Annotated in this window: 16 protein-coding genes; 11 read left to right on the forward strand and 5 right to left on the reverse strand. The window is 62.5% G+C overall.

What is annotated here, in order from left to right; genetic code table 11:
- Positions 1-95 precede the first annotated feature (95 nt).
- On the reverse strand, positions 96-710 hold the full coding sequence (gene nudE, locus LG409_RS05935) for an ADP compounds hydrolase NudE (RefSeq protein WP_227407817.1): 615 nt from the start codon (positions 708-710) through the stop codon (positions 96-98).
- Positions 711-780: 70 nt separating this feature from the next.
- On the opposite strand from nudE, the gene yrfG reads away from it, so the two are divergent.
- From yrfG to rsd, 10 genes are all read left to right on the forward strand, one after another.
- Complete coding sequence (yrfG, locus tag LG409_RS05940) at positions 781-1,428, forward strand: GMP/IMP nucleotidase (protein ID WP_096923296.1); 648 nt, start codon at positions 781-783, stop codon at positions 1,426-1,428.
- Positions 1,429-1,507: 79 nt separating this feature from the next.
- Positions 1,508-1,897 carry a ribosome-associated heat shock protein Hsp15 gene (hslR, locus tag LG409_RS05945; protein ID WP_039183812.1) on the forward strand — a complete coding sequence of 130 codons (390 nt, stop codon included), beginning with the start codon at positions 1,508-1,510 and terminating at the stop codon, positions 1,895-1,897.
- Between the two features lie 54 nt (positions 1,898-1,951).
- On the forward strand, positions 1,952-2,827 hold the full coding sequence (hslO, locus tag LG409_RS05950; RefSeq protein WP_096923294.1) for an Hsp33 family molecular chaperone HslO: 876 nt from the start codon (positions 1,952-1,954) through the stop codon (positions 2,825-2,827).
- 313 nt (positions 2,828-3,140) lie between these two features.
- The gene (locus LG409_RS05955; RefSeq protein ID WP_144980223.1) at positions 3,141-4,697 is read left to right on the forward strand and encodes a phosphoenolpyruvate carboxykinase; all 1,557 of its coding nucleotides are present in this window, start codon (positions 3,141-3,143) and stop codon (positions 4,695-4,697) included.
- Between the two features lie 263 nt (positions 4,698-4,960).
- Entirely contained in the window at positions 4,961-6,313 is a 1,353-nt protein-coding gene (gene gdhA / locus LG409_RS05960) for an NADP-specific glutamate dehydrogenase (RefSeq protein ID WP_189463859.1), read from the forward strand.
- Positions 6,314-6,447: 134 nt separating this feature from the next.
- Positions 6,448-6,861, forward strand: coding sequence for a nucleoside diphosphate kinase regulator (gene rnk / locus LG409_RS05965; protein WP_039183820.1), 414 nt, complete (start codon positions 6,448-6,450; stop codon positions 6,859-6,861).
- An 89-nt stretch (positions 6,862-6,950) separates the two neighbouring features.
- Positions 6,951-9,305: a Tex family protein gene (locus LG409_RS05970; RefSeq protein WP_189463858.1), complete on the forward strand. Its 2,355-nt coding sequence runs from the start codon at positions 6,951-6,953 to the stop codon at positions 9,303-9,305.
- A 139-nt stretch (positions 9,306-9,444) separates the two neighbouring features.
- Complete coding sequence (gshA, locus tag LG409_RS05975) at positions 9,445-11,085, forward strand: glutamate--cysteine ligase (RefSeq protein ID WP_189463857.1); 1,641 nt, start codon at positions 9,445-9,447, stop codon at positions 11,083-11,085.
- Positions 11,082-11,603: a disulfide bond formation protein B gene (locus LG409_RS05980; protein WP_189463856.1), complete on the forward strand. Its 522-nt coding sequence runs from the start codon at positions 11,082-11,084 to the stop codon at positions 11,601-11,603. Before gshA ends, LG409_RS05980 begins: the two co-directional genes overlap by 4 nt.
- Before the next feature lie 115 nt (positions 11,604-11,718).
- Complete coding sequence (gene rsd / locus LG409_RS05985; RefSeq protein WP_039183827.1) at positions 11,719-12,207, forward strand: sigma D regulator; 489 nt, start codon at positions 11,719-11,721, stop codon at positions 12,205-12,207.
- 1,468 nt (positions 12,208-13,675) lie between these two features.
- Here the strand turns inward: rsd and LG409_RS05990 are convergent.
- Complete coding sequence (locus tag LG409_RS05990) at positions 13,676-16,759, reverse strand: efflux RND transporter permease subunit (RefSeq protein ID WP_096923289.1); 3,084 nt, start codon at positions 16,757-16,759, stop codon at positions 13,676-13,678.
- On the reverse strand, positions 16,743-17,834 hold the full coding sequence (locus LG409_RS05995; protein WP_096923288.1) for an efflux RND transporter periplasmic adaptor subunit: 1,092 nt from the start codon (positions 17,832-17,834) through the stop codon (positions 16,743-16,745). The genes LG409_RS05990 and LG409_RS05995 overlap by 17 nt, the downstream gene beginning before the upstream one ends.
- A 201-nt stretch (positions 17,835-18,035) precedes the next feature.
- Between LG409_RS05995 and LG409_RS06000 the strand changes: the two genes are divergently transcribed.
- A complete protein-coding gene (locus LG409_RS06000; RefSeq protein WP_039183870.1) occupies positions 18,036-19,010 on the forward strand; it encodes a malate dehydrogenase in 975 nt (324 codons plus the stop codon).
- A 1,066-nt stretch (positions 19,011-20,076) separates the two neighbouring features.
- On the opposite strand, the gene LG409_RS06005 is transcribed toward LG409_RS06000, so the two are convergent.
- Positions 20,077-21,213, reverse strand: coding sequence for a GGDEF domain-containing protein (locus LG409_RS06005; protein WP_227407818.1), 1,137 nt, complete (start codon positions 21,211-21,213; stop codon positions 20,077-20,079).
- Complete coding sequence (locus LG409_RS06010) at positions 21,213-21,869, reverse strand: histidinol-phosphatase (RefSeq protein ID WP_096923286.1); 657 nt, start codon at positions 21,867-21,869, stop codon at positions 21,213-21,215. The genes LG409_RS06005 and LG409_RS06010 overlap by 1 nt, the downstream gene beginning before the upstream one ends.
- Positions 21,870-21,915 lie beyond the last annotated feature (46 nt).

Genomic DNA, 21,915 nt, shown 5'->3' on the forward strand with positions numbered 1-21,915 from the left:
AGAGCCACACAACAGCACCAACACCAACACCAACACAGGGGGGGGTGAAGAACCCACGCCTCAGCTCATCCATTAACCTCAAGTCCGACAGACTGCTAGAGTAAATTAATGCCGTTGCTGCGCTGCTCTTCGCGTAATCGGTCGCGTGCGATGTAGAGGGCGGCGATGGCGCGTGCTTCGTGGAAGTCTTCTCGAAGCAGCAGTGCGGGGAGCTCTTCGATGGCGTGGGTTTCCACGATCAGCGGCTCGGGCTCGTCGCCGGGCAGGCGTTTGGGGTAGAGGTCGGTGGCGATCAGTACCTGCATGCGGTGTCGCATGTAGTTGGGGGCCAGCGAGAGTTCCACCAGCGGCTCGATACGGTGGGCGCCAAAGCCGCACTCTTCCATGAGTTCACGGTTGGCGGCGGCCACGACATCCTCGCCGGGGTCTACCAAGCCTTTGGGCAGGGTCAGCACGTAGTCCTCGAAACCGGCCGCGTACTCGCGAATCAGCAAGACGTGTTCCGGGTCCGGCATGGCGATGATCATCACGGCGCCACGGTCGGCGCCGGTGAGGCGCTCGAACTGGCGCTCCTCGCCGTTCGAAAAGCGCAGGTCCAGCGCCTCGATCTGAAACAAGCGGCTTTGGGCCACGGGGTGACGAGCCAGAATCGTGGGCTTGCGCGGGTAGCGCTCAGTGACGTCGCTGGTGGTGGAATCGTCGCGGTCCATCATGCCTCCGTGGCTGCAAAAAACGGGTTACGCTACAATAGCACGCTTACTCTCAAAGACTGGAGTGGCCATGATTGATTGGCGCGAGATCGACACGGTGCTGTTGGACATGGACGGCACGCTGCTGGACCTTCACTTCGATAGCCACTTCTGGCTGGAGCATCTGCCACGCCGCTACGTCGAGCTGCATCAACTGGATCAGGCCAGCCAGGAGGAGCTCAAGAGCCGCATCATCGGTGAGCAGGGCACTCTGAACTGGTACAGCCTGGCCTATTGGAGCCGCGAGCTGAACGTCGATATCGTGGCCCTCAAGCGTGAAGTGCAGCATCTGATTGGCCTGCGTAGCGACGCGCTGGACTTTCTCACCTGGCTCAAGCAAGCCCACCCCCGAGTAGTGCTGGCCACCAATGCCGACCGAGCCAGTCTGGCACTGAAATTGCCGCTCACCGGGTTGGAAAACTACCTGGATGCCATCATCTCCTCGGAAGACGTTGGCGCTGCCAAGGAGGAGCAGGCCTTCTGGTTCGCACTGCAGGAGCGAGAGCCCTTCGACCCCGCACGCACCCTGTTCATCGATGACAACGCCCGGGTACTGGAAAGCGCCAGGGAGTTCGGAATCAAGTACCTGTTGGGCATCAAGCAGCCCGATAGCCAGCGGCCCGAAAAAGAGCTGCAGGAGTTCGTGGCCCTGGACCGATTTGCCCAACTGCTGCCATGAGTGCGGCTTGGGCATCGGCCAATGACTGATCCGCCAGGGGCGACCTTCGCGGGGCAGCCAATAGATGAGGAGAGTGCCAATGAGCGACAGCGTTCGCCTGGACAAGTGGCTATGGGCTGCACGGTTTTTCAAGACCCGCGCCCTGGCCAAGAAAGCGATAGAAGGCGGCAAGGTTCACTACAACGGTGAGCGTGCCAAGACCAGCAAGAACGTCGAGCTGGGGGCGCTGATTCGCGTGCCCCAGGGCTGGGACATTTACGAGGTGGAAGTCACGGCGCTTTCAGACCAGCGCAGGGGCGCTCCCGAGGCGCGCACCCTGTATGCCGAAACCGAGGCCAGCGCCCAGCGTCGTGCCAAGGAAACCGAGGCGCGTCGGCTCACCAACGAAGCGATGCAGCACCCCCTCAAGCGCCCCGATAAGAAGCAGCGCCGCGATATACACCGATTTCAACGCCAGCAGGGCGAGTAGCGTCGCTGACGCCTGCCTTGTCGACGTTCCCCTTTCTCTCTTCATGGTTTCACTATGTCTGATCAGATCCAGCGTTTCCTGTTTGACCAAACCAACGTGCGTGGCGAAATCGTCACGCTGAGCACCGCCTATCAGGAAGTGCTTGACCGTCATGCCTACCCACCGGCGGTCAATGCCCTGCTGGGCGAGCTGCTGGCAGCGGTGGCCCTGCTGACCGATACGGTCAAGCTGGACGGTACGCTCAGCATCGAAGTGCGCGGCCAGGGCGCGCTGGCGCTGCTGATGGCAGAGTCCAATCCGGGCGGTGAGCTGCGCGCCATTGCACGTATCGCCGAAGAGGCCGCGCTGCCCAGCGAGCAGGCCAGCTTCCGTGAGCTGGTCGGTGACGGCCAGATCATGATCACCCTGGACCCCAAGGAGGGGCACCGCTACCAGGGCATCGTGGCACTGGATCACGATACGCTGAGTGGCTGCCTGGAAGCCTATTTCGGCCAGTCCGAACAGCTACCTACCCGGCTGTGGCTGGCCGCCGATGGTCAGCGAGCGGGTGGGCTGCTGCTGCAGCGCTTGCCGGATGCCTCGCAAAACCAGGACGTGGATGCCTGGGAGCGCAGCGTGCACCTTGCCGAAACGATCAAGAATGAAGAGCTGCTGGGGCTGGAGCAGCGTGAGGTACTGTATCGGCTCTATCACGAAGAGATCGTCAGGGTCTTCGAACCCAAGGCGCTGCGCTTTGGCTGCACCTGTTCACGGGAGCGTATGAGCCATGCGCTGTACACCCTGGGCAAGGAAGAGTTGATGGATATTCTTCAGGAGCAGGGTGCCATCGACACCCAATGCCACTTTTGCCACACGAAATATCACTACACCGCCGCAGATATTGAAATTTTGTTGGAAGACCCGGGCGCACCACCGCCAGTCATTCACTGATTGTGTAGTCGGCTCCTGATGGGGTGGGCTTTCAGGCGGCCTGGCGCCACCCCAGAGGAGACAATGCGCTCGGCGCACCCAGCAAACGGTTGTTTGAAAATATACTGCGCTGCAACACAAAATGTAGTGTCATTGTAGTAGTTTAACTACAAGATGTTTGCGAGAAGCCCCCGTTTCCCGGGGGCTTTCTTTTTGCCATAATGCGCCGGACTTCAGCGCGCCCAGCCCGTTCGCGAGTGGTTGGGATGACTTTTAAAGGCGTCGTACGACGCCCGGTAAACGAGATAAACGGCCGCAAGGCCCAGGAATCGACATGACCACGACTCAAGCCGCTCCTCAAGCCCACGTCAATCTCAGCAGCGCCGAACTGATCGAGCGCGCCGTGGCCCGTGGTGAAGGTCGCCTCTCGGCGAACGGAGCCCTGGTAGTCAACACCGGCGCACGCACCGGGCGTTCACCGAAAGACCGTTTTATCGTCGATGAGCCCTCCACCCGTGACAGCATCGATTGGGGCAGCGTCAACCGCCCGTTCGACGCCGAGAAGTTCTCGGCGCTGTGGGCGCGTGTCGAAGACTACCTGGAAAGCCGTGAGCGCTTCGTGGCCGAGCTGCACGTGGGCAGCGACAACACCCACTACCTGCCGGTACGTGTCACCACGGAAACGGCCTGGCAAAACCTCTTTGGCCGCACCATGTTCGTGCGCCCGCTGGCCTACAACCAGGCCGCCAAGGAAGAGTGGACCATCCTCAACGCTGCAGGCTTCGAGTGCGACCCGAACCGTGATGGCACCAACTCCGACGGCTGCGTGATCATCAACTTTGCCGAGCGCAAGGTGCTGATCGCCGGCATGCGTTACGCCGGTGAAATGAAGAAAGCCATGTTCTCGGTGCAGAACTACCTGCTGCCCGCCGCCGACGTGCTGCCGATGCACTGTTCTGCCAACGTGGGTGAAGATGGCGAAACTTGCCTGTTCTTCGGCCTCTCAGGCACCGGCAAGACCACGCTCTCAGCGGATCAGGCGCGTTTCTTGATTGGTGACGACGAGCACGCCTGGGGCGACGGCATCGTCTTCAACATGGAAGGCGGCTGCTACGCCAAGTGCATCGACCTTTCCGAGAAGAACGAGCCGGTCATCTGGAACGCCATCAAGTTTGGCACCGTGCTGGAAAACGTCGTGCTGGATGACCGCCGCGAGCCGGACTACGCCGACGACAGTCTGACCCAGAACTCCCGTGCCGCGTACCCGCTGGAGCACGTCGAGAAGCGCGTGGCCGAAAACCTGGCGGGTGAGCCCAACGCCATCGTATTCCTGACCTGTGACATGTCGGGCGTGCTGCCGCCGGTGTCCATCCTGTCCAAGGAAGCCGCAGCCTACCACTTCCTGTCGGGCTACACCGCCAAGGTCGGCTCCACGGAAATGGGCTCTTCCGAAGGTCTGGCAGCAACGTTCTCTACCTGCTTCGGCGCGCCGTTCTTCCCGCGTCCGGCCCGTGAATACGCCGACCTGCTGATCAAGCGTGTCGAAAAGAAAGACGCCCAAGTGTACCTGGTGAATACTGGCTGGACCGGTGGTGCCTATGGTGAAGGCGGCTCGCGCTTCTCGATCCCCACCACGCGCGCCATCATCAGCGCGATTCAGTCAGGCATCCTGCGTGATGTCGAGACCAGGCACATCGACGGCCTGAACCTGCAAGTGCCGCTGGCCGTGCCGGGCGTGGACTCCAGCCTGCTGGACCCCCGCGACACCTGGGCCGACCGCGACGCCTACGACCGTCACCTGCAAGACCTGGCCACCAAGTTCGTTGACAACTTCAAGAAGTTCGAAGGCGTCAACGAAGCGATCATCAAAGCTGGCCCGCAACTGACCTGATACTCGCTGTTTCATCGCTTCAAGGGAGGGTGCTTGGCACCCTCCCTTTTTTATTTTCCGCGGCGCTTCGTTAAATCATCGTTTATCAAATTTGGTTAATGCACCAATAGTGGGCAAAAAAATTGCGACTTTAGTCGAGTTGCAGCCGGTTTTTTGCCCATACCGAACCGGCATAGGGTATGCAGAAAAACGCCGTCACAGTTAAATACCGTCATGCGCTGGCCAGCATAACGACAGTCTCATTACGGTAACGGTACGACGCCATGCCCTACGTTCATGACACCCTTGCGCGGCTAGCCAAGAGTAGCCCTGCCCAAACCGAGTTCTATCAAGCCACCGAGGAAGTGCTGGAATGCTTGCGCCCCCTGTTCGAGCGTTCGCCGCACTATCACCAGCACAGTATCATCGAGCGTATGATCGAGCCTGAACGGCAGATCATGTTCCGCGTCAGTTGGCTGGATGACAAGGGTCGGGTGCAGGTCAACAAAGGGTATCGAGTGCAATTCAACTCGGCCCTGGGGCCTTATAAAGGGGGGCTGCGGTTTCATCCCAGCGTGACCGCAGGCACCATCAAGTTTCTGGGGTTCGAGCAAATCTTCAAGAACGCGCTGACCGGCCTGGCGATTGGCGGCGGCAAGGGCGGCGCGGACTTCGACCCCAAGGGCAAGTCGGACAACGAGATCATGCGCTTCTGCCAGTCGTTCATGACCGAGCTGTACCGCCACGTGGGGCCCCATAGCGATGTGCCCGCCGGCGATATCGGCGTGGGCGCCCGCGAGATTGGCTATCTGTTTGGCCAGTACAAGCGGCTGACCGGGCGTTACGAAGGGGTGCTAACCGGCAAAGGGCTGAATTGGGGCGGCTCGCTCGGGCGCAAGGAGGCCACCGGCTACGGCGCGGTCTACTTTGCCCAGAACATGCTGGCCGCCCGAGGGGAGAGTCTGGCAGGCAAGACTTGCCTGGTGTCCGGCGCGGGCAACGTCGCCATCTATACCATCGAAAAGCTGCTGGAACTCGGTGCGCTACCGGTGACCTGCAGTGATTCCAAGGGCATGATTCACGACCCGCGAGGCATCGACCTGGGGCTGCTCAAGCGTCTGAAGGAGGTCGAGCGTGTTTCTCTGGAAGCTTATCTGCACGAGCACCCTGAGGCACACTATGTGGCGGCACGGGATTACCCTGCCGATGGCCATGCCGTATGGCGTCTACCGGCGCAGGTAGCGTTTCCTTGTGCCACCCAGAACGAATTGACCGAACAGGATGCCCAGGCGCTGATCGCCAACGGGGTGAGCTGTATCAGTGAAGGGGCCAACATGCCCTCTACCAAGGCGGCAGTGGAGCGCTTTATTGCCGCCAGGCTCGCCTACGGCCCTGGCAAGGCCGCCAACGCCGGTGGCGTGGCCACGAGCCAGCTGGAAATGGCCCAGAACAGCAGCATGGAGCAGTGGTCGCTAGCGAAGGTCGATGACAAGCTCAAGCGCATCATGGCCGATATCTATCAGCAGTGTGCTGACACGGCAGAAGAGTTCGGCGAACCCGGTAACTTGGTGCTCGGTGCCAACATCGCAGGCTTCCGCAAGGTGGCCGATGCCATGATCGAGCAGGGCGTTACCTGATCATGTCGGTGGCCTGGTCGATTGAGTTACCGGGTCACTTTAAATAAGCTATCCTGCATGTAGCGGATATCCACAGTCCTTTCCCTTTGGGGAAGGGCTGTTTTTTATGGTCGGTATCATCAAGGAGAGAGACCATGGGGCAGCGTCCTCCAATCATCATCAACCGTCTCGATGCAGAGCGTCTGCAGCGACTGATCGATCAAGCACCGGAAAAGGATCAGATGGTGGCGGAATTGCTCGAAGAAGAGCTGCTGCGCGGTGAGGTGCTCGACCCGCAGGACATTCCCGATAACGTCGTGAGCATGAATAGCCAGATCCGCTTCACCGACCTGACCCGTGGGCGGCAAATGATCCGCACGCTGGTCTATCCCCATGCGCTGGCCAGCGTGGAAGACGGTATTTCCGTCATGGCGCCGATCGGAGCCGCGCTGATTGGCCTGAAGGTGGGCGATGTCATCGAATGGCCGCTACCCAATGCCACCGACGTGAAGCTGCGGGTGGATGCCATCTTCTGGCAGCCCGAGCGGGAGAAGCAATTCCACCGCTAGGGCGGTCTCGGGCGCGCAAGCCATGCCAGCACAGGTGCTTTGTGGTACCGTGTCGGCACCTCGAATGCTGCATGAGCTGGTTGCACGTTATGGATGTCAAACAACGGATTATTGCGCGCCTGGCGTCAGAGCTGGGCGTACGACCTGAACAAGTCCTGGCCACGGTGGAATTGCTGGATGGCGGTGCCACCGTGCCCTTCATCGCCCGCTACCGCAAGGAAGTGACCGGCGCGCTGGACGATACTCAACTGCGCCAGTTGGATGAGCGCCTGCGTTACCTGCGCGAACTGGAAGAGCGGCGCGAAGCCGTGCTGGCGGCCATCGATGAACAAGGCAAGCTGGACCCCGCGCTCAAGGCCACTATCGAGGCCGCCGACACCAAGCAGCGCCTGGAAGACCTCTATCTCCCGTTCAAGAAAAAGCGCCGCACCAAAGCCCAGATTGCCCGGGAAGCCGGTCTCGAACCTCTGGCGGATGCGCTGCTGGCCGACCCCACCCTCGACCCGGAAAACGAAGCGGCACGCTACCTGCGCCCGGCAGAAGGGGAAGTGCCGGCCATCGAAGATGCCAAGGCCGCCCTCGACGGTGCCAAGCAGATTCTGATGGAGCGCTTTGCCGAAGACCCCGAGCTGATCGGCCAGCTGCGTGAGCGGCTCTGGCAGGAAGGCGAGCTGAGCGCCCGGGTGCTGGAAGGCAAGCAGCAGGAAGGCGCCAAGTTTTCGGATTACTTCGAGCACGACGAAAAACTCGCCAAGGTGCCCTCGCACCGTGCGCTGGCCATGTTCCGTGGCCGCAACGAAGGGATTCTGGGGCTGGCCATTCGCTTGCCCGGTGAAGAAGACGCCCCGGTGCATCCTGCCCAGGTGGCCATTGCCCGTCAGGTCGGTATTCGCGATGAAGGGCGCCCGGCCGACAAGTGGCTGGGCGAAGTGGTGCGCTGGACCTGGCGTGTCAAACTCTACACCGCACTGGAAACCGAGCTGCTGGGCCGCCTGCGCGAACAGGCCGAGCAGACCGCCATCGATGTCTTTGCTGCCAACCTGAAAGACCTGCTGCTGGCGGCCCCGGCGGGGCAGAAAGTCACCTTGGCGCTGGACCCCGGCCTGCGTACCGGCTGCAAGGTAGCGGTCATCGATGCCACCGGTCAGTTCATCGACCAGGCCACCATTTACCCCCACGCTCCCCAGAACCGCTGGAACGAATCGCTGGAGGTGCTGGCGCGGCTGGTCAAGCAGCATCGCGTGCAGCTGATTGCCGTGGGCAACGGAACCGCCAGCCGTGAAACCGACAAGCTGGCCGGGGAACTGGTGAAGGCGCTGGCGCCCGCGCAGCCGCTGAGCAAGGTCATGGTGTCGGAGGCCGGGGCATCGGTGTACTCGGCGTCGGAATACGCGGCCCGTGAGCTGCCCGATCTGGACGTCACCATCCGGGGGGCGGTTTCGATTGCCCGCCGCCTGCAGGACCCGCTGGCCGAGCTGGTGAAGATCGAGCCCAAATCCATCGGGGTAGGTCAGTATCAGCACGACGTCTCTCAGGTGCAGCTCTCGCGCAGCCTGGAAGCCGTCATCGAAGATTGTGTGAACGCGGTGGGCGTGGACCTCAACACGGCCTCCAGCGCATTGCTCTCCCGAGTGGCTGGCTTGAGCGCCGCGATGGCCGAAAACATCGTCGCGCAGCGCAACCTGCAGGGTGCCTTCAAAAGCCGCAAGGAGCTGCTCGGCGTCAGCCGTCTGGGGCCCAAGACGTTTGAACAGTGCGCCGGTTTCCTGCGTATCAGCAATGGCGACAACCCGCTGGATGCCAGCGCCGTCCACCCAGAGGCCTATACTCTGGTCGAGCGCATCGCCAAGCAAAGCGGGCGTGACCTCAAGGGCCTGATTGGCGACAGCGCCACCCTCAAGGCGCTGAAGCCCGCCGATTTCGCCGATGAGCGCTTCGGGGTGCCCACCGTCAGCGACATTCTCAAGGAGCTGGACAAGCCAGGCCGAGACCCGCGCCCGGAGTTCAAGGCGGCGGAGTTCCGCGAAGGCGTGGAAACGCTCAAGGACCTCACCCTGGGCATGGTGCTGGAAGGCACGGTGACCAACGTGACGCACTTCGGCGCGTTCGTGGATATCGGGGTTCATCAGGATGGCCTGGTGCATATCTCGGCCTTGTCGGAGCGGTTCATCGACGACCCGCGCAGCGTGGTCAAGGCGGGCGACATCGTTACCGTCAAAGTGATGAGCGTCGATATTCCCCGCAAGCGAGTCGGGCTTTCCATGCGTCTCAGCGATGAACCAGAGCAGCCTGAGCAAAACGGCAGCCGCGCCGCTCAGGAGCCCCGCAAGCCTGCGCGCAGCAGCCGTCAATCGGGCCAGCGCCAGGGGCAGCAGCAGGGCAATGCACCGGCGGCCATGGGTGCCTTGGGTGCCGCGTTGTTGAAGGCCAAGCGGGGCAAATAGTCGCGTGTCTTGAAAAACACAGGGTTGCCGCCATATCCTGCCCACTATTCCCTATCAGGTAGGATACAGCTCATGGTCACGCCCGCCGGTTTCCACAAGGCCTGCGTCATGCAGGCCTTATCAACAAGGAGTGTTCACCTTGTCTGAACCACTCACGGTGCCTACGTCGCTGACCGCTCAGGTCGAGCGCCTGCTCCCCAGCGCCCGTCTGGGTCGTTTGGGGCGGCTGCGTCGCGGGCTAGAAAAAGAGGGGCTGAGGGTCGATGCGCAGGGCCATATCGCACAGACCCCACACCCCCAGGCGCTGGGCTCCAAGCTGACCCACCCGCACATCACCACCGACTACTCCGAAGCGCTGCTGGAGTACATCACCCCGGTGTATTCGGAACCCAAGGAGGCGCTGGCCTTCCTGTCCGATCTGCATACCTTTACCTATCACCATCTCGATAACGAGTGGATCTGGCCTGGCAGCATGCCTTCCCGGCTCTCCGGTAACGACAGCGTGCCGATTGCCGACTACGGCAGCTCCAACGTGGGCACCATGAAGCACGTTTACCGCAAAGGGCTCGACGTGCGCTACGGGCGGATCATGCAAGCCATTGCCGGGGTGCACTACAACGTCTCGCTGCCTGAAGACATGTGGTACGCCCTGCGCGAGATGGAAAAAGCCACCCACGTACCGTTCAACGACTACCGTTCGACGCGCTACTTTGGCTTGATTCGTCACTTCCGTCGCCATAGCTGGCTGCTGCTCTATCTATTCGGTGCGTCTCCCGCCGTGGACAAGAGCTTCCTGCCCAGCGGGCAGGTGCCGGACAAGCTGCAGCCGCTCGGTGACGATACTTATATCGCCCCCTACGCTACCACGCTGCGCATGTCCGACCTGGGGTATCAGAACAAGGTCCAGTCGCAGCTGAAAATCTGCTTCAACTCGCTCTCCAACTACGTCAACACCCTGCGCCATGCGATTTCCACACCGTGGCCCGATTATGAAGCGCTGGGCGTTCGGCAAGGCGATGAGTGGCAGCAGCTCAATGCCAATATTCTGCAGATCGAGAACGAATACTACAGCGATATTCGCCCCAAACGCGTGGCGCGGCACAACGAAACCCCGAGCCAGGCACTCGAAGCTCGTGGCGTCGAGTACATCGAAGTGCGCTGTCTGGACCTCAATCCCTTCGATCCGCTGGGCGTCACGGAAGTGCAGATGCGCTTCGTCGACACCTTCCTGATGTGGTGTCTGCTCAGCGACAGCCCCTGGATTTCCGATGAAGAGTGTGACCGCCTGGATGACAACCGTCGCCTGGTGGTGGAGCGGGGGCGTGACCCTGAGCTGCGTCTCGTGCGTCAGGGGGAATCGGTGACGCTCCCCGAGTGGGGCGAGCAGATCTTCGCGGAAATGGCCGAGGTCGCTCGGCTGCTGGACGCCGTGGAAGACGACGCTCCCCATGCGGCCGCCCTGGCGGCGCTACAGCCCCGTTTGCGCCAGCCCGAGCTGACGCCCTCTGCGCAACTGCTGGCGAAGCTGCAATCCGGCAACGGCTCGCTCAGCGAGACTCTGCTGGGCATGGCCCAAGAACAGGCAGAGGCCTTGAAGAGCACCCCCATGCTGCGTTCACGGGAAGCGCTGCTGGCACAGCTCATCGACACCTCGCACCAGCAGCAGCGTGATATCGAAGCCGCGGATCAAGAAAGCTTCAGTACCTTCCTGGAAAACTACTTCGCCAAGGCGCGGGAATCGCGAGCGCTATCGGCCATTACACCTGAGGATGGGCAATGACCTCATCAACTATTCGTCCGGTCGCGCTACTCGGCGTTGCCTTCTGTATCCTGATGATGGCCGTGGCGCTAGGACTGGAACACATTGGCGGGCTGGAGCCTTGCCCGCTGTGCATCTTCCAGCGCGTCGCGGTCATCGCCGCCGGGCTGGTACTGGCCGTGGCTGCCATTCATAACCCCCGCGGCCGTTTCGGCAAGGGGTTATATGGCGTGCTCAGCTTGGCGGCGGTGGGTACCGGGGCGTTCATCGCAGGCCGCCATGTCTGGCTACAGGGGCTGCCCGCCGATGAAGTGCCCAGCTGTGGCCCCGGCCTGGAATACATGATGGATATTCTGCCCATGCAGGAAGTCGTGGCCATGGTGCTCACCGGCTCCGGCGAGTGCGCGGAAATCGACTTCATGCTGTTGGGGCTGTCGCTGCCTGGCTGGACGCTGGTCGGGTTCCTCATTCTCGCCCTGGTACCGTTACATATGTTATGGCTGGCCGTGACAGGGCAGGGTACGTTAGCCAAGCGTTGATTATTCAAGGCACACTCGGCAGTATCAAGGAAATCGTGCCCGCCTGCATTGACAGGGCTAGAAGGAACAGCGAGTCTAGCCTTGATGAAGGCGGCTATCAGCAAGGAGAAGCCCCATGCTCGAAGATTGCAAAAATGCCCTGGAGCGCTGGGGGGGCGTACACAGCCTGATCGACCGCTGGCTGGATCAACGGCGCGCACTACTGGTCAGCTTCATTGAGCTCAAGGAAGCCTGCGATGCGGAACTCGAAGCCGTCAGCAAGGCGCGCATCGACACCTTCAGCGAACTGCTGATGGATTACATCAGCGCGGGCCACTTCGAGATCTACCCCCAGTTGGCCGAAGAAGCCAAGGCCTTCGAAGATGAAGGAGCCCTGCAAATCGCGGCCCTGTTGCTGGAAAGGCTCGAAATGTCTACCGCCATGGTGCTGGAGTTCGACGAAGACTTCGCCACCCCGGTACGCTGCCAGCAAAACCTGGCCCGGCTGCCCGCCTGGATCGACCGGCTCGCCAAAGGGCTCACCGAACGCTTCGCCCTGGAGGATCAGCTCATCGCACGCCTCCACGCAGCCCACAGCCCCCAGCAGATCAAATCTCCCGCTTAATGCCGCGCCCCTGTAGCGCGGCGTAACGAAAGAGCGAGAGCAACCAGCGAAAGAGGCACCCGCGGAGGCGGCGCCAGCCGCCCCGATAGCGTCACCGAACCCACCGCGCCCTCGAACCACAAAACGCCACCGCCACCCCCGGTGCCCTCATCGGCAACGCTCTCGCGTTGCTTCGCGGGTGCGCTCCGCTTACGCCGCGCTACGGTATGTCGCCAACATTGGGTATGGGGGCACGGGCACGGATACCTCCGTAGCGCGGCGTAACGAAAGAGCGAGAGCAACGAGCGAAAGAGGCACCCGCGGAGGCGGCGCCAGCCGCCCCGATGGCGTCACCGAACCCACCGCGCCCTCGAACCACAAAACGCCACCGCCACCCCCGGCGCCCTCATCGGCAACGCTCTCCGCGTTGCTTCGCGGGTGCGCTCCGCTTACGCCGCGCTACGGTATGTCGCCAACATTGGGTATGGGGGCACGGGCACGGATACCCCCGTAGCGCGGCGTAACGACTGAGCGAGAGAAACGAGCGAAAGAGGCACCCGCGGAGGCGGCGCCAGCCGCCCTGATGACGTCACCGAACCCACCGAGCCCTCGAACCACAAAACGCCACCGCCACCCCCGTCGCCCTCATCGGCAACGCTCTCCGCGTTGCTTCGCGGGTGCGCTCCGCTTACGCCGCGCTACGGTATGTCGCCAACATTGGGTATGGGGGCACGGGCACGGATACCCCCGTAGCGCGGCGTAACGACTGAGCGAGAGAAACGAGCGAAAGAGGCACCCGCGGAGGCGGCGCCAGCCGCCCTGATGACGCCACCGAACCCACCGCGCCCTCGAATCACAAAACGCCACCGCCACCCCCGGCGCCCTCATCGGCAACGCTCTCCGCGTTGCTTCGCGGGTGCGCTCCGCTTACGCCGCGCTACGGGTACATCGCCAACATTGGGTATGGGGGCACGGGCACGGATACCCCCGTAGCGCGGCGTAACGAAAGAGCGAGAGCAACGAGCGAAAGAGGCACCCGCGGAGGCGGCGCCAGCCGCCCTGATGACGCCACCGAACCCACCGCGCCCTCGAAACACAAAATGCCACCACCACCCCCGTCGCCCTCATCGGCAACGCTCTCTGCGTTGCTTCGCGGGTGCGCTCCGCTTACGCCGCGCTACGGGTACATCGCCAACATTGGGTATGGGGCACGGGCACGGATACCCCCGTAGCGCGGCGTAACGAAAGAGCGAGAGCAACGAGCGAAAGAGGCACCCGCAGCGGCGGCCCGGCGCGAAGGCGGCGCCAGCCGCCCTGATGGAGCCACCGAACCCACCGCGCCCTCGAATCACAAAACGCCACCGCCACCCCCGTCGCCCCCATCGGCAACGCTCTCGCGTTGCTTCGCGGGTGCGCTCCGCTTACGCCGCGCTACGGGTGCGGCGCCAACGATGCAAATGGGGTTGCCCGTAGCGGGGTGGGGCGCGTTTTATCCGAGATCTTTCTCCCGCCGTAAGCGGCCGCCGATCACCAGCATGCAGGGGGTGAGCAGTAGGGTGAGGAAGGTGGCGAACGTCAATCCACCGGCGATGGCGCTGGACATTTGTGTCCACCACTGGGCGGAGGGGGCGTTGAACCCGAGCGCGGGGGTGAAGAGGTTGACGTTGACTCCCAGTACCATGGGCATCAGCCCCAGCACGGTGGTGATGGCGGTCAGCAGGACGGGGCGCAGGCGCAGGCAGCCTGCTTCCAGGGCTGCCTGAGGAGGTGGCATGCCGTCGCGGCGCAGCTCGTTGTAGGTATCGATCAAGACGATATTGTTGTTGACCACGATGCCCGCCAGCGCGATCACGCCCATGCCTACCATGACGATGCCAAAGGCCTGGCCGGTGATCAGCAGGCCCATGAGTACGCCCGCCGTGGAGAACACGATGGCGGACAGCACCAGCGCGGCCTGGTAATAGCTGTTGAACTGGGTCACCAGAATCAGCGCCATCAATCCTACGGCAATCAGGAAGGCACTGATCAGAAACTGCATCGACTCCTGCTGATCCTCCTGCTCGCCAGCCACATTGACCATCAGGCCATCCGGCAGTTGGCCTTGGCCAGCGGTCAGCAGGGCTCTCAGGCGCTCATCGGCCAGGTAGCCGGGCGCCAGATCCGCTTCCAGCGTAATCGCGCGGCGGCCATCGATGCGGTTCAATGTCCCCACCTTGGGCGCCGGGGTGATTTCCACGAAATGAGAAATCGGCACCTGCCCACGGGAGGTGTTGATGGTGAGCCGCTCCAACTGGTCCAGCGTGCGCCAGTGTTCTGGGAGGCGTACGCGAATATCGACCTCGTCACTCACCGTGGGAGGGCGGTAGCTGGCCACCTGCAGGCCGGTGGTGAGCAGTTGAACCGCGCTGCCAATGGTGGTGATGTCGGTCCCCATGCGGGCGGCGGCCTCACGGTCCACGGTGATCTGCCACTCCACCCCTGGCAGGCTGCGGTTGTCCTGAATATCCACGAAGCCGCCCAGCTCGCGCATCAACCGGGTGAGTTGATCGACCCCCGCATCGGCAACGTCCGGGTCCGTGGCGCTGACTTCCAGCACGATGGGTTTGCCGCCGCCGGGGCCCATTTCCTGCTCGCGGAATTCTAGGGTGATCCCCGGAATATCTGACGTGCGCTCGGCCATGTCCGCCAGAATGGTGCGTGCCGGACGGCGCTGATACCAATCAATGAACTGAAACTGCAGCATGCCGACCACGTCGCTGCCCATCTGCTGGTCGGGCACTGCAAAAGAGCGTGCGTAGAGAGCCTCCACTTCACCCAGGCCGCCCAGGCGCTGCTCCACGCGGCGCAAAATGGCATCGGTTTCCTGAGCGGAAAAATCGCCCCGGGCGCGCACAAGCACCTGGGCGCTATCGGGTTCGACATTGGGGAAGAAATCCACGCCGTGGTTGAACCGCGCATAGCCGGTATACAGCAGCGCGATCAGCAGCAGGGCGAAGGCCAGCACCCAGCCGGGGTAGCGCAGCAATCGGCTCAGCAAATGGCGGTAGCCTCGGCCCATCGCAGTGCTTTCATCCAGGGGGCCAGTGCCTGCACCGCTGGCCTTGGCGGTACGGGTAAACAGCCGCCCAAGCGTGGGCAGGAAGATGAGTGCCATGACCAGCGAGGCCAGCAGGCACAGAATCACCGTCGCGGGCAGGTACTTCATGAACTGGCCGACGACGCCGGGCCAGAACAGTAGCGGTAGAAACACCGCCAATGTGGTTGCCGTGGAGGCAATCACCGGCCAGCTCATCCGCGACGCGGCGTTCAGCCACGCCTGATGAGCCGTCTGCCCCTCGTGCAGATGGCGGTCAGCGAGCTCGCTGACCACGATGGCACCGTCCACCAGCATGCCCGCCACCAGAATCAGTGCGAACAGCACCACGATGTTGAGGGTGAAGCCAAAGGCCCACACCAGCAGAATACCGGTCAGGAAAGCCCCTGGAATGGTCAGTCCGACCAGGAGTGCCATACGCCAGCCCATCACGGCGACCACCACGACCAGTACCAGCACCACTGCGGTTAGCACGTTGTTGAGCAGCTCGGAGAGCATGTTCTGCACGGTGATCGACTCGTCCAGGATGGTCGTCACCCGTAGCTGCTCGGGTAACAGCGTTTGCGCCTCCGCAAAGCGGTCCCGCACGGCGTCGATGGTGGCGATGATGTTGGCCCCGGCGCGTTTGGAGATTTCCAGCACCACGGCAGGCTGACCGTCGATACGGGCAAAGCCTTCGGGCTCTTTGTAGGTGGGATGAATCCAGGCCACGTCACCGAACGTGACCACTTGCTCGCCCTCTACTTTCACGGGCATGTTCATCACGTCTTCCAGGGCGGCGATGATGCCGGGCACCTTCAGCGCCAGCCTGCCTGCGCCGGTGTCCAGGCTGCCGGCTGCCACCAGCCGATTGTTGCGCGAGACCTGGTTGAACAAGGCATCGAAATCGACCCCATAGCTCTCCAGCACCAGCGGGTCCACGACGATTTCCAGCAGGTCTTCACGGTCACCGGCAATGTCCACCTCCAGCACGTCGGCAATGCCTTCGATCTCCTCCTTCAGGCGACGGGCGATGGCAATGCGCTCGCGGGTGTCCAGTTCCCCTGAAAGGCCGATGCTCAAGACCGGGAACTCCGAGACGTTGACCTCCATGACCCTCGGTTCATCGGCTTCGGTGGGCAGGCTGCTACGCGCAATGTCCACCCGTTCCCGCACGTCGGAAAGCGCGGTGTCCGGATCGAAGCCCGGGTCGAACTCCAGCGTGACGGAACCATGCCCCTCGCTGGACTGCGCTGTGAACTTGCGCAGCCCGGCAATGCCCCGCAGCTCCTGCTCCATCGGGCGAATCAGCAGCCGTTCGCCATCTTCCGGGCTGACCCCCTCCAGCGAGAGCGAGACATAAATGATCGGAATGGTGACGTCCGGGTTGGCTTCCTTGGGGATCACTTGCCAGGCCGTGAGCCCAGCGAGTAGTAGCCCGACCAGTAGCAGCAGGGTGGTGCGCGTATGGGTCAGCGCGGCATTAATGAGTGAGCGCATGACCACCTTCCTGGGCAGGCACGGGGGTGACTTCCTCGCCTGGGCTGACCAGGCCAGCTCCCAACGTGATCAGCGTGACCGGGTCGGGCAGGCCGCTGACATAGGCGCGCTGGGTGTCGGCACTGACCAGCTCCACGGCAGACTGCACCACGCGGTTTTCGGCATCCAGATGCCGAATGGCCAACTGGCCCCGCGCATCCAGGCTGAACAGCGCAGGCGAAAGCGTATGCACGGCGCGAGGGGGGAGGGTGATGGTCAGCTCGGCGCTACCGCCTGCCAGCCGCTGGCGCTCGGGGTTGTCGAGGATGACTTCCACATAGAACGTCCGGGTCGCTTCATCGGCACGGCGGCTGATATAGCTCACTTCGCCAGACAGCTCGCCACCATTCAACAGGCGGGCCGTCACCGGCAGCCCTTCGCTCAAAGCGCCTACCTGCTGCTGGGACACCCAGGCTTCCCCTTTCAGGCGACGGTCATCGACCAGGCGAGCCCACTCTTCTCCGGGCTGCAGCAGGTCGCCGATTTCCACCTGTACCCGGTCCAGCACGCCTTCGAACGGAGCGCTGGGGCGGGTATCGCGTAGCTGCTTCTCCAATTGAGCCACCTGGGCCGCGCTGGCGCTGAGTGCGCTTTGCAAGCGCAACAGCTCGGGCTGGGAAATCAGCTCGCGACGGCGAAGGTTCTGGGCCCCCGCGTACTCGGCCTGCGCCAGGGCCAGCTCATCGCGTGCCTGCTGCAGGCGCTCCGGCAGGGCATCGCTCTCCAGTACCAGAAGCGTCTCGCCCGGTTGAACGCGCTCGCCTTGGGTGATGGGGGCTTCCGCCACCAGGCCCGCCACGTTGGCGCGCAACACCGCCTCGCGAGCGGCCGCCAACTGGCCTTGAACGACCACCTGAGGAATGTAGAGCGTGCTGGGCTGGGTCGAGACCTCCACCCGAGCCAAGGTCTCGCTGTTGCTCTCGCGGTTTTCTACAGGGGTGGACTGAAAACGCTGAAAGTCGCCCAGGGCAAGCCATACCACCAGGGCCAGCACCAGCAGGCTAGCCAGTGCATAAGAGGGGGGGATTCTTCGCATGAGGAGTCACTGTTCCAAATAAAGAGGGGCTCGCAACCCGTCACACCATAGCGCAAGTGCTGCCGCTCAGCGAGTACCAAGCCGCCGCGCGAATGGGTAGTAGTCTCAAGTCTGATTGAGTTTTTGGGCGTGTGGGCATAACATCGGTGCGCGAATCTTTACCAGGCGAACCTTCACTAGGCGAACCATCAAGGAGCAATGATGAAAGATCCAGTACGTATTGCGATTACCGGCGGTGCCGGCCAGATCAGCTACTCTCTTATTTTCCGCATTGCCGCTGGCGACATGCTGGGGCCGGATCAGCCCGTCATTCTCCAGCTTCTCGAAATTCCCCAAGCCATGGGCGCGCTGAACGGCGTGGTCATGGAAGTGAACGACTGTGCGTTCCCGCTGGTGCAAGATATCGTCGCCACCGACGATCCCAACGTGGCGTTCAAGGATGCCGACTTCGCTCTGCTGGTAGGTGCTCGTCCGCGTGGCCCCGGCATGGAGCGTAAAGACCTGCTGGAAGCCAACGCCGCCATCTTCTCCGTACAAGGTAAAGCGCTGAACGACCACGCCAGCCGCGACGTGAAAGTGCTGGTCGTCGGCAACCCGGCCAACACCAACGCGCTGATCGCCTCCTGCAACGCGCCGGACCTGGACGCTGGCCAGTTCACCGCCATGACCCGTCTGGACCACAACCGCGCCCTGACGCAGCTGGCACAGAAGACCGGCAAGCACGTCACCGACGTCGAAAACATGATCATCTGGGGCAACCACAGTGCCACCCAGTACCCGGACCTGGCCCAGTGCAAGGTAGACGGCAAAGCCGCTTTCGATCTGGTCGAGCGCGACTGGTACGAAAACGACTTCATCCCGACCGTACAGCAGCGCGGTGCCGCCATCATCAAGGCGCGCGGCGCCTCGTCTGCCGCCTCTGCTGCGTCTTCCGCCATCGACCACATGCGTGATTGGGCGCTGGGCTGCGACGGTATCGTCAGCATGGCCATCCCCTCCGACGGCAGCTACGGCATCGCCGAAGGCATCATCTACTCCTACCCGGTGCGCTGCCAGGGTGGCAAGTACGAAATCGTACAAGGTTTCGAACTCGATGCGTTCAGCAAAGAGAAGATGCAGGCCACGGAAAAAGAACTGCGCGAAGAGCGCGCTGCCGTCGAGCACCTGCTCGGCTAAGCACGCCGTTTGGCACTCGCCAACCGCACCCACCCCGCAAGCCATGCTTGCGGGGTTTTTTATGCTCAGCGTAATGGGTTTGGATGGAACGTTATGTCGCTTGCGGGATAGCTTGAGTGGGTGACCCCGTAGCGCGGCGTAAGCGGAACGCACCCGCGAAGCAACGCGAGAGCGTTGCCGATGAGGGCGACGAGGGTGGTAGTGGCATATTGTCGTTCGGTGGCTTCATCTCTGTGGGAGGCCAATTTCATTGGGCGACTGCCTGAATAGGCTGGGAGCTTGAATCATCGCGGGCTGAAGCCCCCTCCCACACGTACCATTACAGCAACGCGAAAGCGTTGCCGATGGGGGCGCTGGGGGTGGCGGTGGCTTCATCGGGGCGGCTGGCGCCGCCCTTCGCGGGTGCCTCATTCGCTCGTTGCTCTCGCTCAATCGTTACGCCGCGCTACGGGGGGCTCGATTGCCGTGGTGATGTATTCGGGTTGGTGTTGGCGATGTGATAGGGGTGGTTTATACGTTGGGGTGATGTGGGCGCATACCGTAGCGCGGCGTAAGCGGAGCGCACCCGCGAAGCAACGCGGAGAGCGTTGCCGATGGGGGCGCCGAGGGTGGCGGTGGCGTTTTGCGGTTCGAGGGCGTGTTGGGTTTGGTGGCTTCATCGGGGCGGCTGGTGCCGCCCTTCGCGGGTGCCTCATTCGCTCGTTGCTCTCGCTCAATCGTTACGCCGCGCTACGGGTTTGCCTCGATTTGCCGTGGTGACGTATTCGGGTTGGTGTTGGCGGTGTGATCGGGGTGGTTTATGCGTTGGTGTGATGTGGGCGCGTACCGCAGCGCGGTGTAAGCGGAGCGCACCCGCGAAGCAACGCAGAGCGTTGCCGATGAGGGCGACGAGGGTGGCGGTGGCATATTGTCGTTCGGGGGCTTCATATCTGTGGGAGGCCAATTTCATTGGGCGACTGCCTGAATAGGCTGGGAGCCTGAATCATCGCGGGCTGAAGCCCCCTCCCACACACCACTACAGCGGCTTGATGAGCCGGGCAGCCACCCAAGCATAGTGGTGGTGGCGTCAGCAGATTTCCATGCGGTTGCGGCCGCGGCGCTTGGCTTCGTAGAGGGCTTGGTCGCTTTGGGCGAGGAGGCTGGACAGGTCTTGGGTGGGCTGGGTGAGGCGTGTGACGCCCAGGCTCAAGGAGACGGGGGCGGGGGTGAGGTAGGTGTGCGAGGCGACGGTGTGGAAGCGTTGGCGTAATTGCTGGCCGATGTGCAGCAATTCATCGTCGTTCACGTCTTTCAATAGAAAGACGAACTCATCGCCACCCAGGCGGGCCAGCAGCGCGTCCGTGGGGAGCGTTTGCCGAGCAATGTCGGCCAGGGCGAGCAGCAGGTGGTCTCCCGCTGCGTGCCCATAGAGATCGTTGATCTGCTTGAAGTTGTCCAGGTCCAGCAGCAGTAGCGCCCCTGGTTGGCTGGGGGAGATACGCTTGAGTACGCGCGGCGCCTGGGCTTCGAAACCACGACGGTTGAGCAGCGAGGTCAGGGCGTCGCGTTCGGCGAGGTGGGTAATGTGCCGCTCCCGCTGATAGCGAACGGTGCCCGTCATCGAGAGCGCAATCAACAGGATGGCCATGGAGCCTTCCACCAGCGAAATACGAATGATGGCACCTTGAAAAGCCATCAGATTAACCAGCGTGTTGGGGGCCAGCGGTAGCAGCCCTTTGGCCACATAGAACAGGCCATGGATCATCAGTACATAGTGCAGTTGGCGCGTGCCGAGCGTGGCGGCGTCGGATTCCAGCTTGAGCGCCCAGCTGGCGCGCAAGGCCAGCAGTCCTACCAGCAGGGAGTTGAGCGATAGGTAGAGCTTGGAGCTGGTCAAGGGCTCGGGGAGCAGCAGCCCGCACCAGATGACGACCAGCAGCCACCAGGCGCGGCTGGGGCGTTGACCCACGAAACGCAGCACGCCCAGCAAGAACAGCCAGTGAGCCAGGATCAGCAGGCCATTGGCGAACCAAACGCCTACCAGAAAGAAACCGTTGGCGCGTAGCAGAGAAAGGCTGGAACCCACCGTCACCGTGGCGAACCCCGCTGCCCATAGCAGCAGGGCTTGTTCGCGGGCACCGCGCCACTCCATCAACAGGTACAGCGCCGCAGCGGCGGCGATGGCAATGGTCAGCGTCAGCAGGGTAGGTGGGTCGAACGCCATTAATCCCGTAAGCTCATGATGCGCCAATGGCGCGCCTCGGCCACTTGGCGAAGAGTATCGTCAGGGTCTACGGCAACGGGGTTGTCGACCACTTCCAGCAGCGGCAGGTCGTTATGGGAGTCGCTGTAGAACCACGCGTCATCGAGGGTGCAATCCTGGTCTTCCAGCCACGCTTCCAAACGGGCGACCTTGCCTTCCCGGAAGCTGGGCACCCCGGCCACACGTCCGGTGTAGCGGCCATCGACCATCTCGGGGTCGACGGCAATCAGGTCATCCACGCCCAGCCGCTCGGCAATCGGGCCGGTGATGAAGCGGTTGGTGGCCGTGACGATCAACAGCGTGTCGCCCTTGGTGCGGTGGCGGGCCAGCAGCTCTTCGGCCTTGGGCAGAATATGCGGCTCGATCTTGCTAATCATAAACTGTTGGTGCCAGGCAGCAAGCTGTTCCGGGCTGTTGTCAGCCAACGGTTTCAGCGCCAGCGCCAGAAACGCCATCATGTCCAGCGTACCGGCGTTGTAATCGGCCAGGAAGCGCTCATTGGCCTCGCGGTAGGCCACCGGGTCCACGGCTCCTTGCTCTACCAGGAACTCCCCCCAGGCATGATCGCTATCGATGGATAGCAGCGTATTATCCAGGTCGAAAATGGCCAGACTCACGGCGCTCCCCTTGATGGTTGATGTTGGTGAGATGTGCGCGACACAA

The organism is Halomonas sp. NyZ770, assembly GCF_020616575.1.
GTDB classification, from domain to species: domain Bacteria; phylum Pseudomonadota; class Gammaproteobacteria; order Pseudomonadales; family Halomonadaceae; genus Vreelandella; species Vreelandella hamiltonii.

Excerpts from the sequence above, each read along its gene's own strand:
- LG409_RS05995 (WP_096923288.1), bottom strand. The coding sequence starts at position 17,834 with ATGCGAAGAATCCCCCCCTCTTATGCACTGGCTAGCCTGCTGGTGCTG.
- LG409_RS05955 (WP_144980223.1), top strand. The coding sequence starts at position 3,141 with ATGACCACGACTCAAGCCGCTCCTCAAGCCCACGTCAATCTCAGCAGC.
- rsd (WP_039183827.1), top strand. The coding sequence starts at position 11,719 with ATGCTCGAAGATTGCAAAAATGCCCTGGAGCGCTGGGGGGGCGTACAC.
- nudE (WP_227407817.1), bottom strand. The coding sequence starts at position 710 with ATGGACCGCGACGATTCCACCACCAGCGACGTCACTGAGCGCTACCCG.
- LG409_RS06005 (WP_227407818.1), bottom strand. The coding sequence starts at position 21,213 with ATGGCGTTCGACCCACCTACCCTGCTGACGCTGACCATTGCCATCGCC.
- gdhA (WP_189463859.1), top strand. The coding sequence starts at position 4,961 with ATGCCCTACGTTCATGACACCCTTGCGCGGCTAGCCAAGAGTAGCCCT.
- LG409_RS05970 (WP_189463858.1), top strand. The coding sequence starts at position 6,951 with ATGGATGTCAAACAACGGATTATTGCGCGCCTGGCGTCAGAGCTGGGC.
- hslO (WP_096923294.1), top strand. The coding sequence starts at position 1,952 with ATGTCTGATCAGATCCAGCGTTTCCTGTTTGACCAAACCAACGTGCGT.
- rnk (WP_039183820.1), top strand. The coding sequence starts at position 6,448 with ATGGGGCAGCGTCCTCCAATCATCATCAACCGTCTCGATGCAGAGCGT.
- LG409_RS05980 (WP_189463856.1), top strand. The coding sequence starts at position 11,082 with ATGACCTCATCAACTATTCGTCCGGTCGCGCTACTCGGCGTTGCCTTC.
- LG409_RS05990 (WP_096923289.1), bottom strand. The coding sequence starts at position 16,759 with ATGCGCTCACTCATTAATGCCGCGCTGACCCATACGCGCACCACCCTG.
- yrfG (WP_096923296.1), top strand. The coding sequence starts at position 781 with ATGATTGATTGGCGCGAGATCGACACGGTGCTGTTGGACATGGACGGC.
- LG409_RS06000 (WP_039183870.1), top strand. The coding sequence starts at position 18,036 with ATGAAAGATCCAGTACGTATTGCGATTACCGGCGGTGCCGGCCAGATC.
- hslR (WP_039183812.1), top strand. The coding sequence starts at position 1,508 with ATGAGCGACAGCGTTCGCCTGGACAAGTGGCTATGGGCTGCACGGTTT.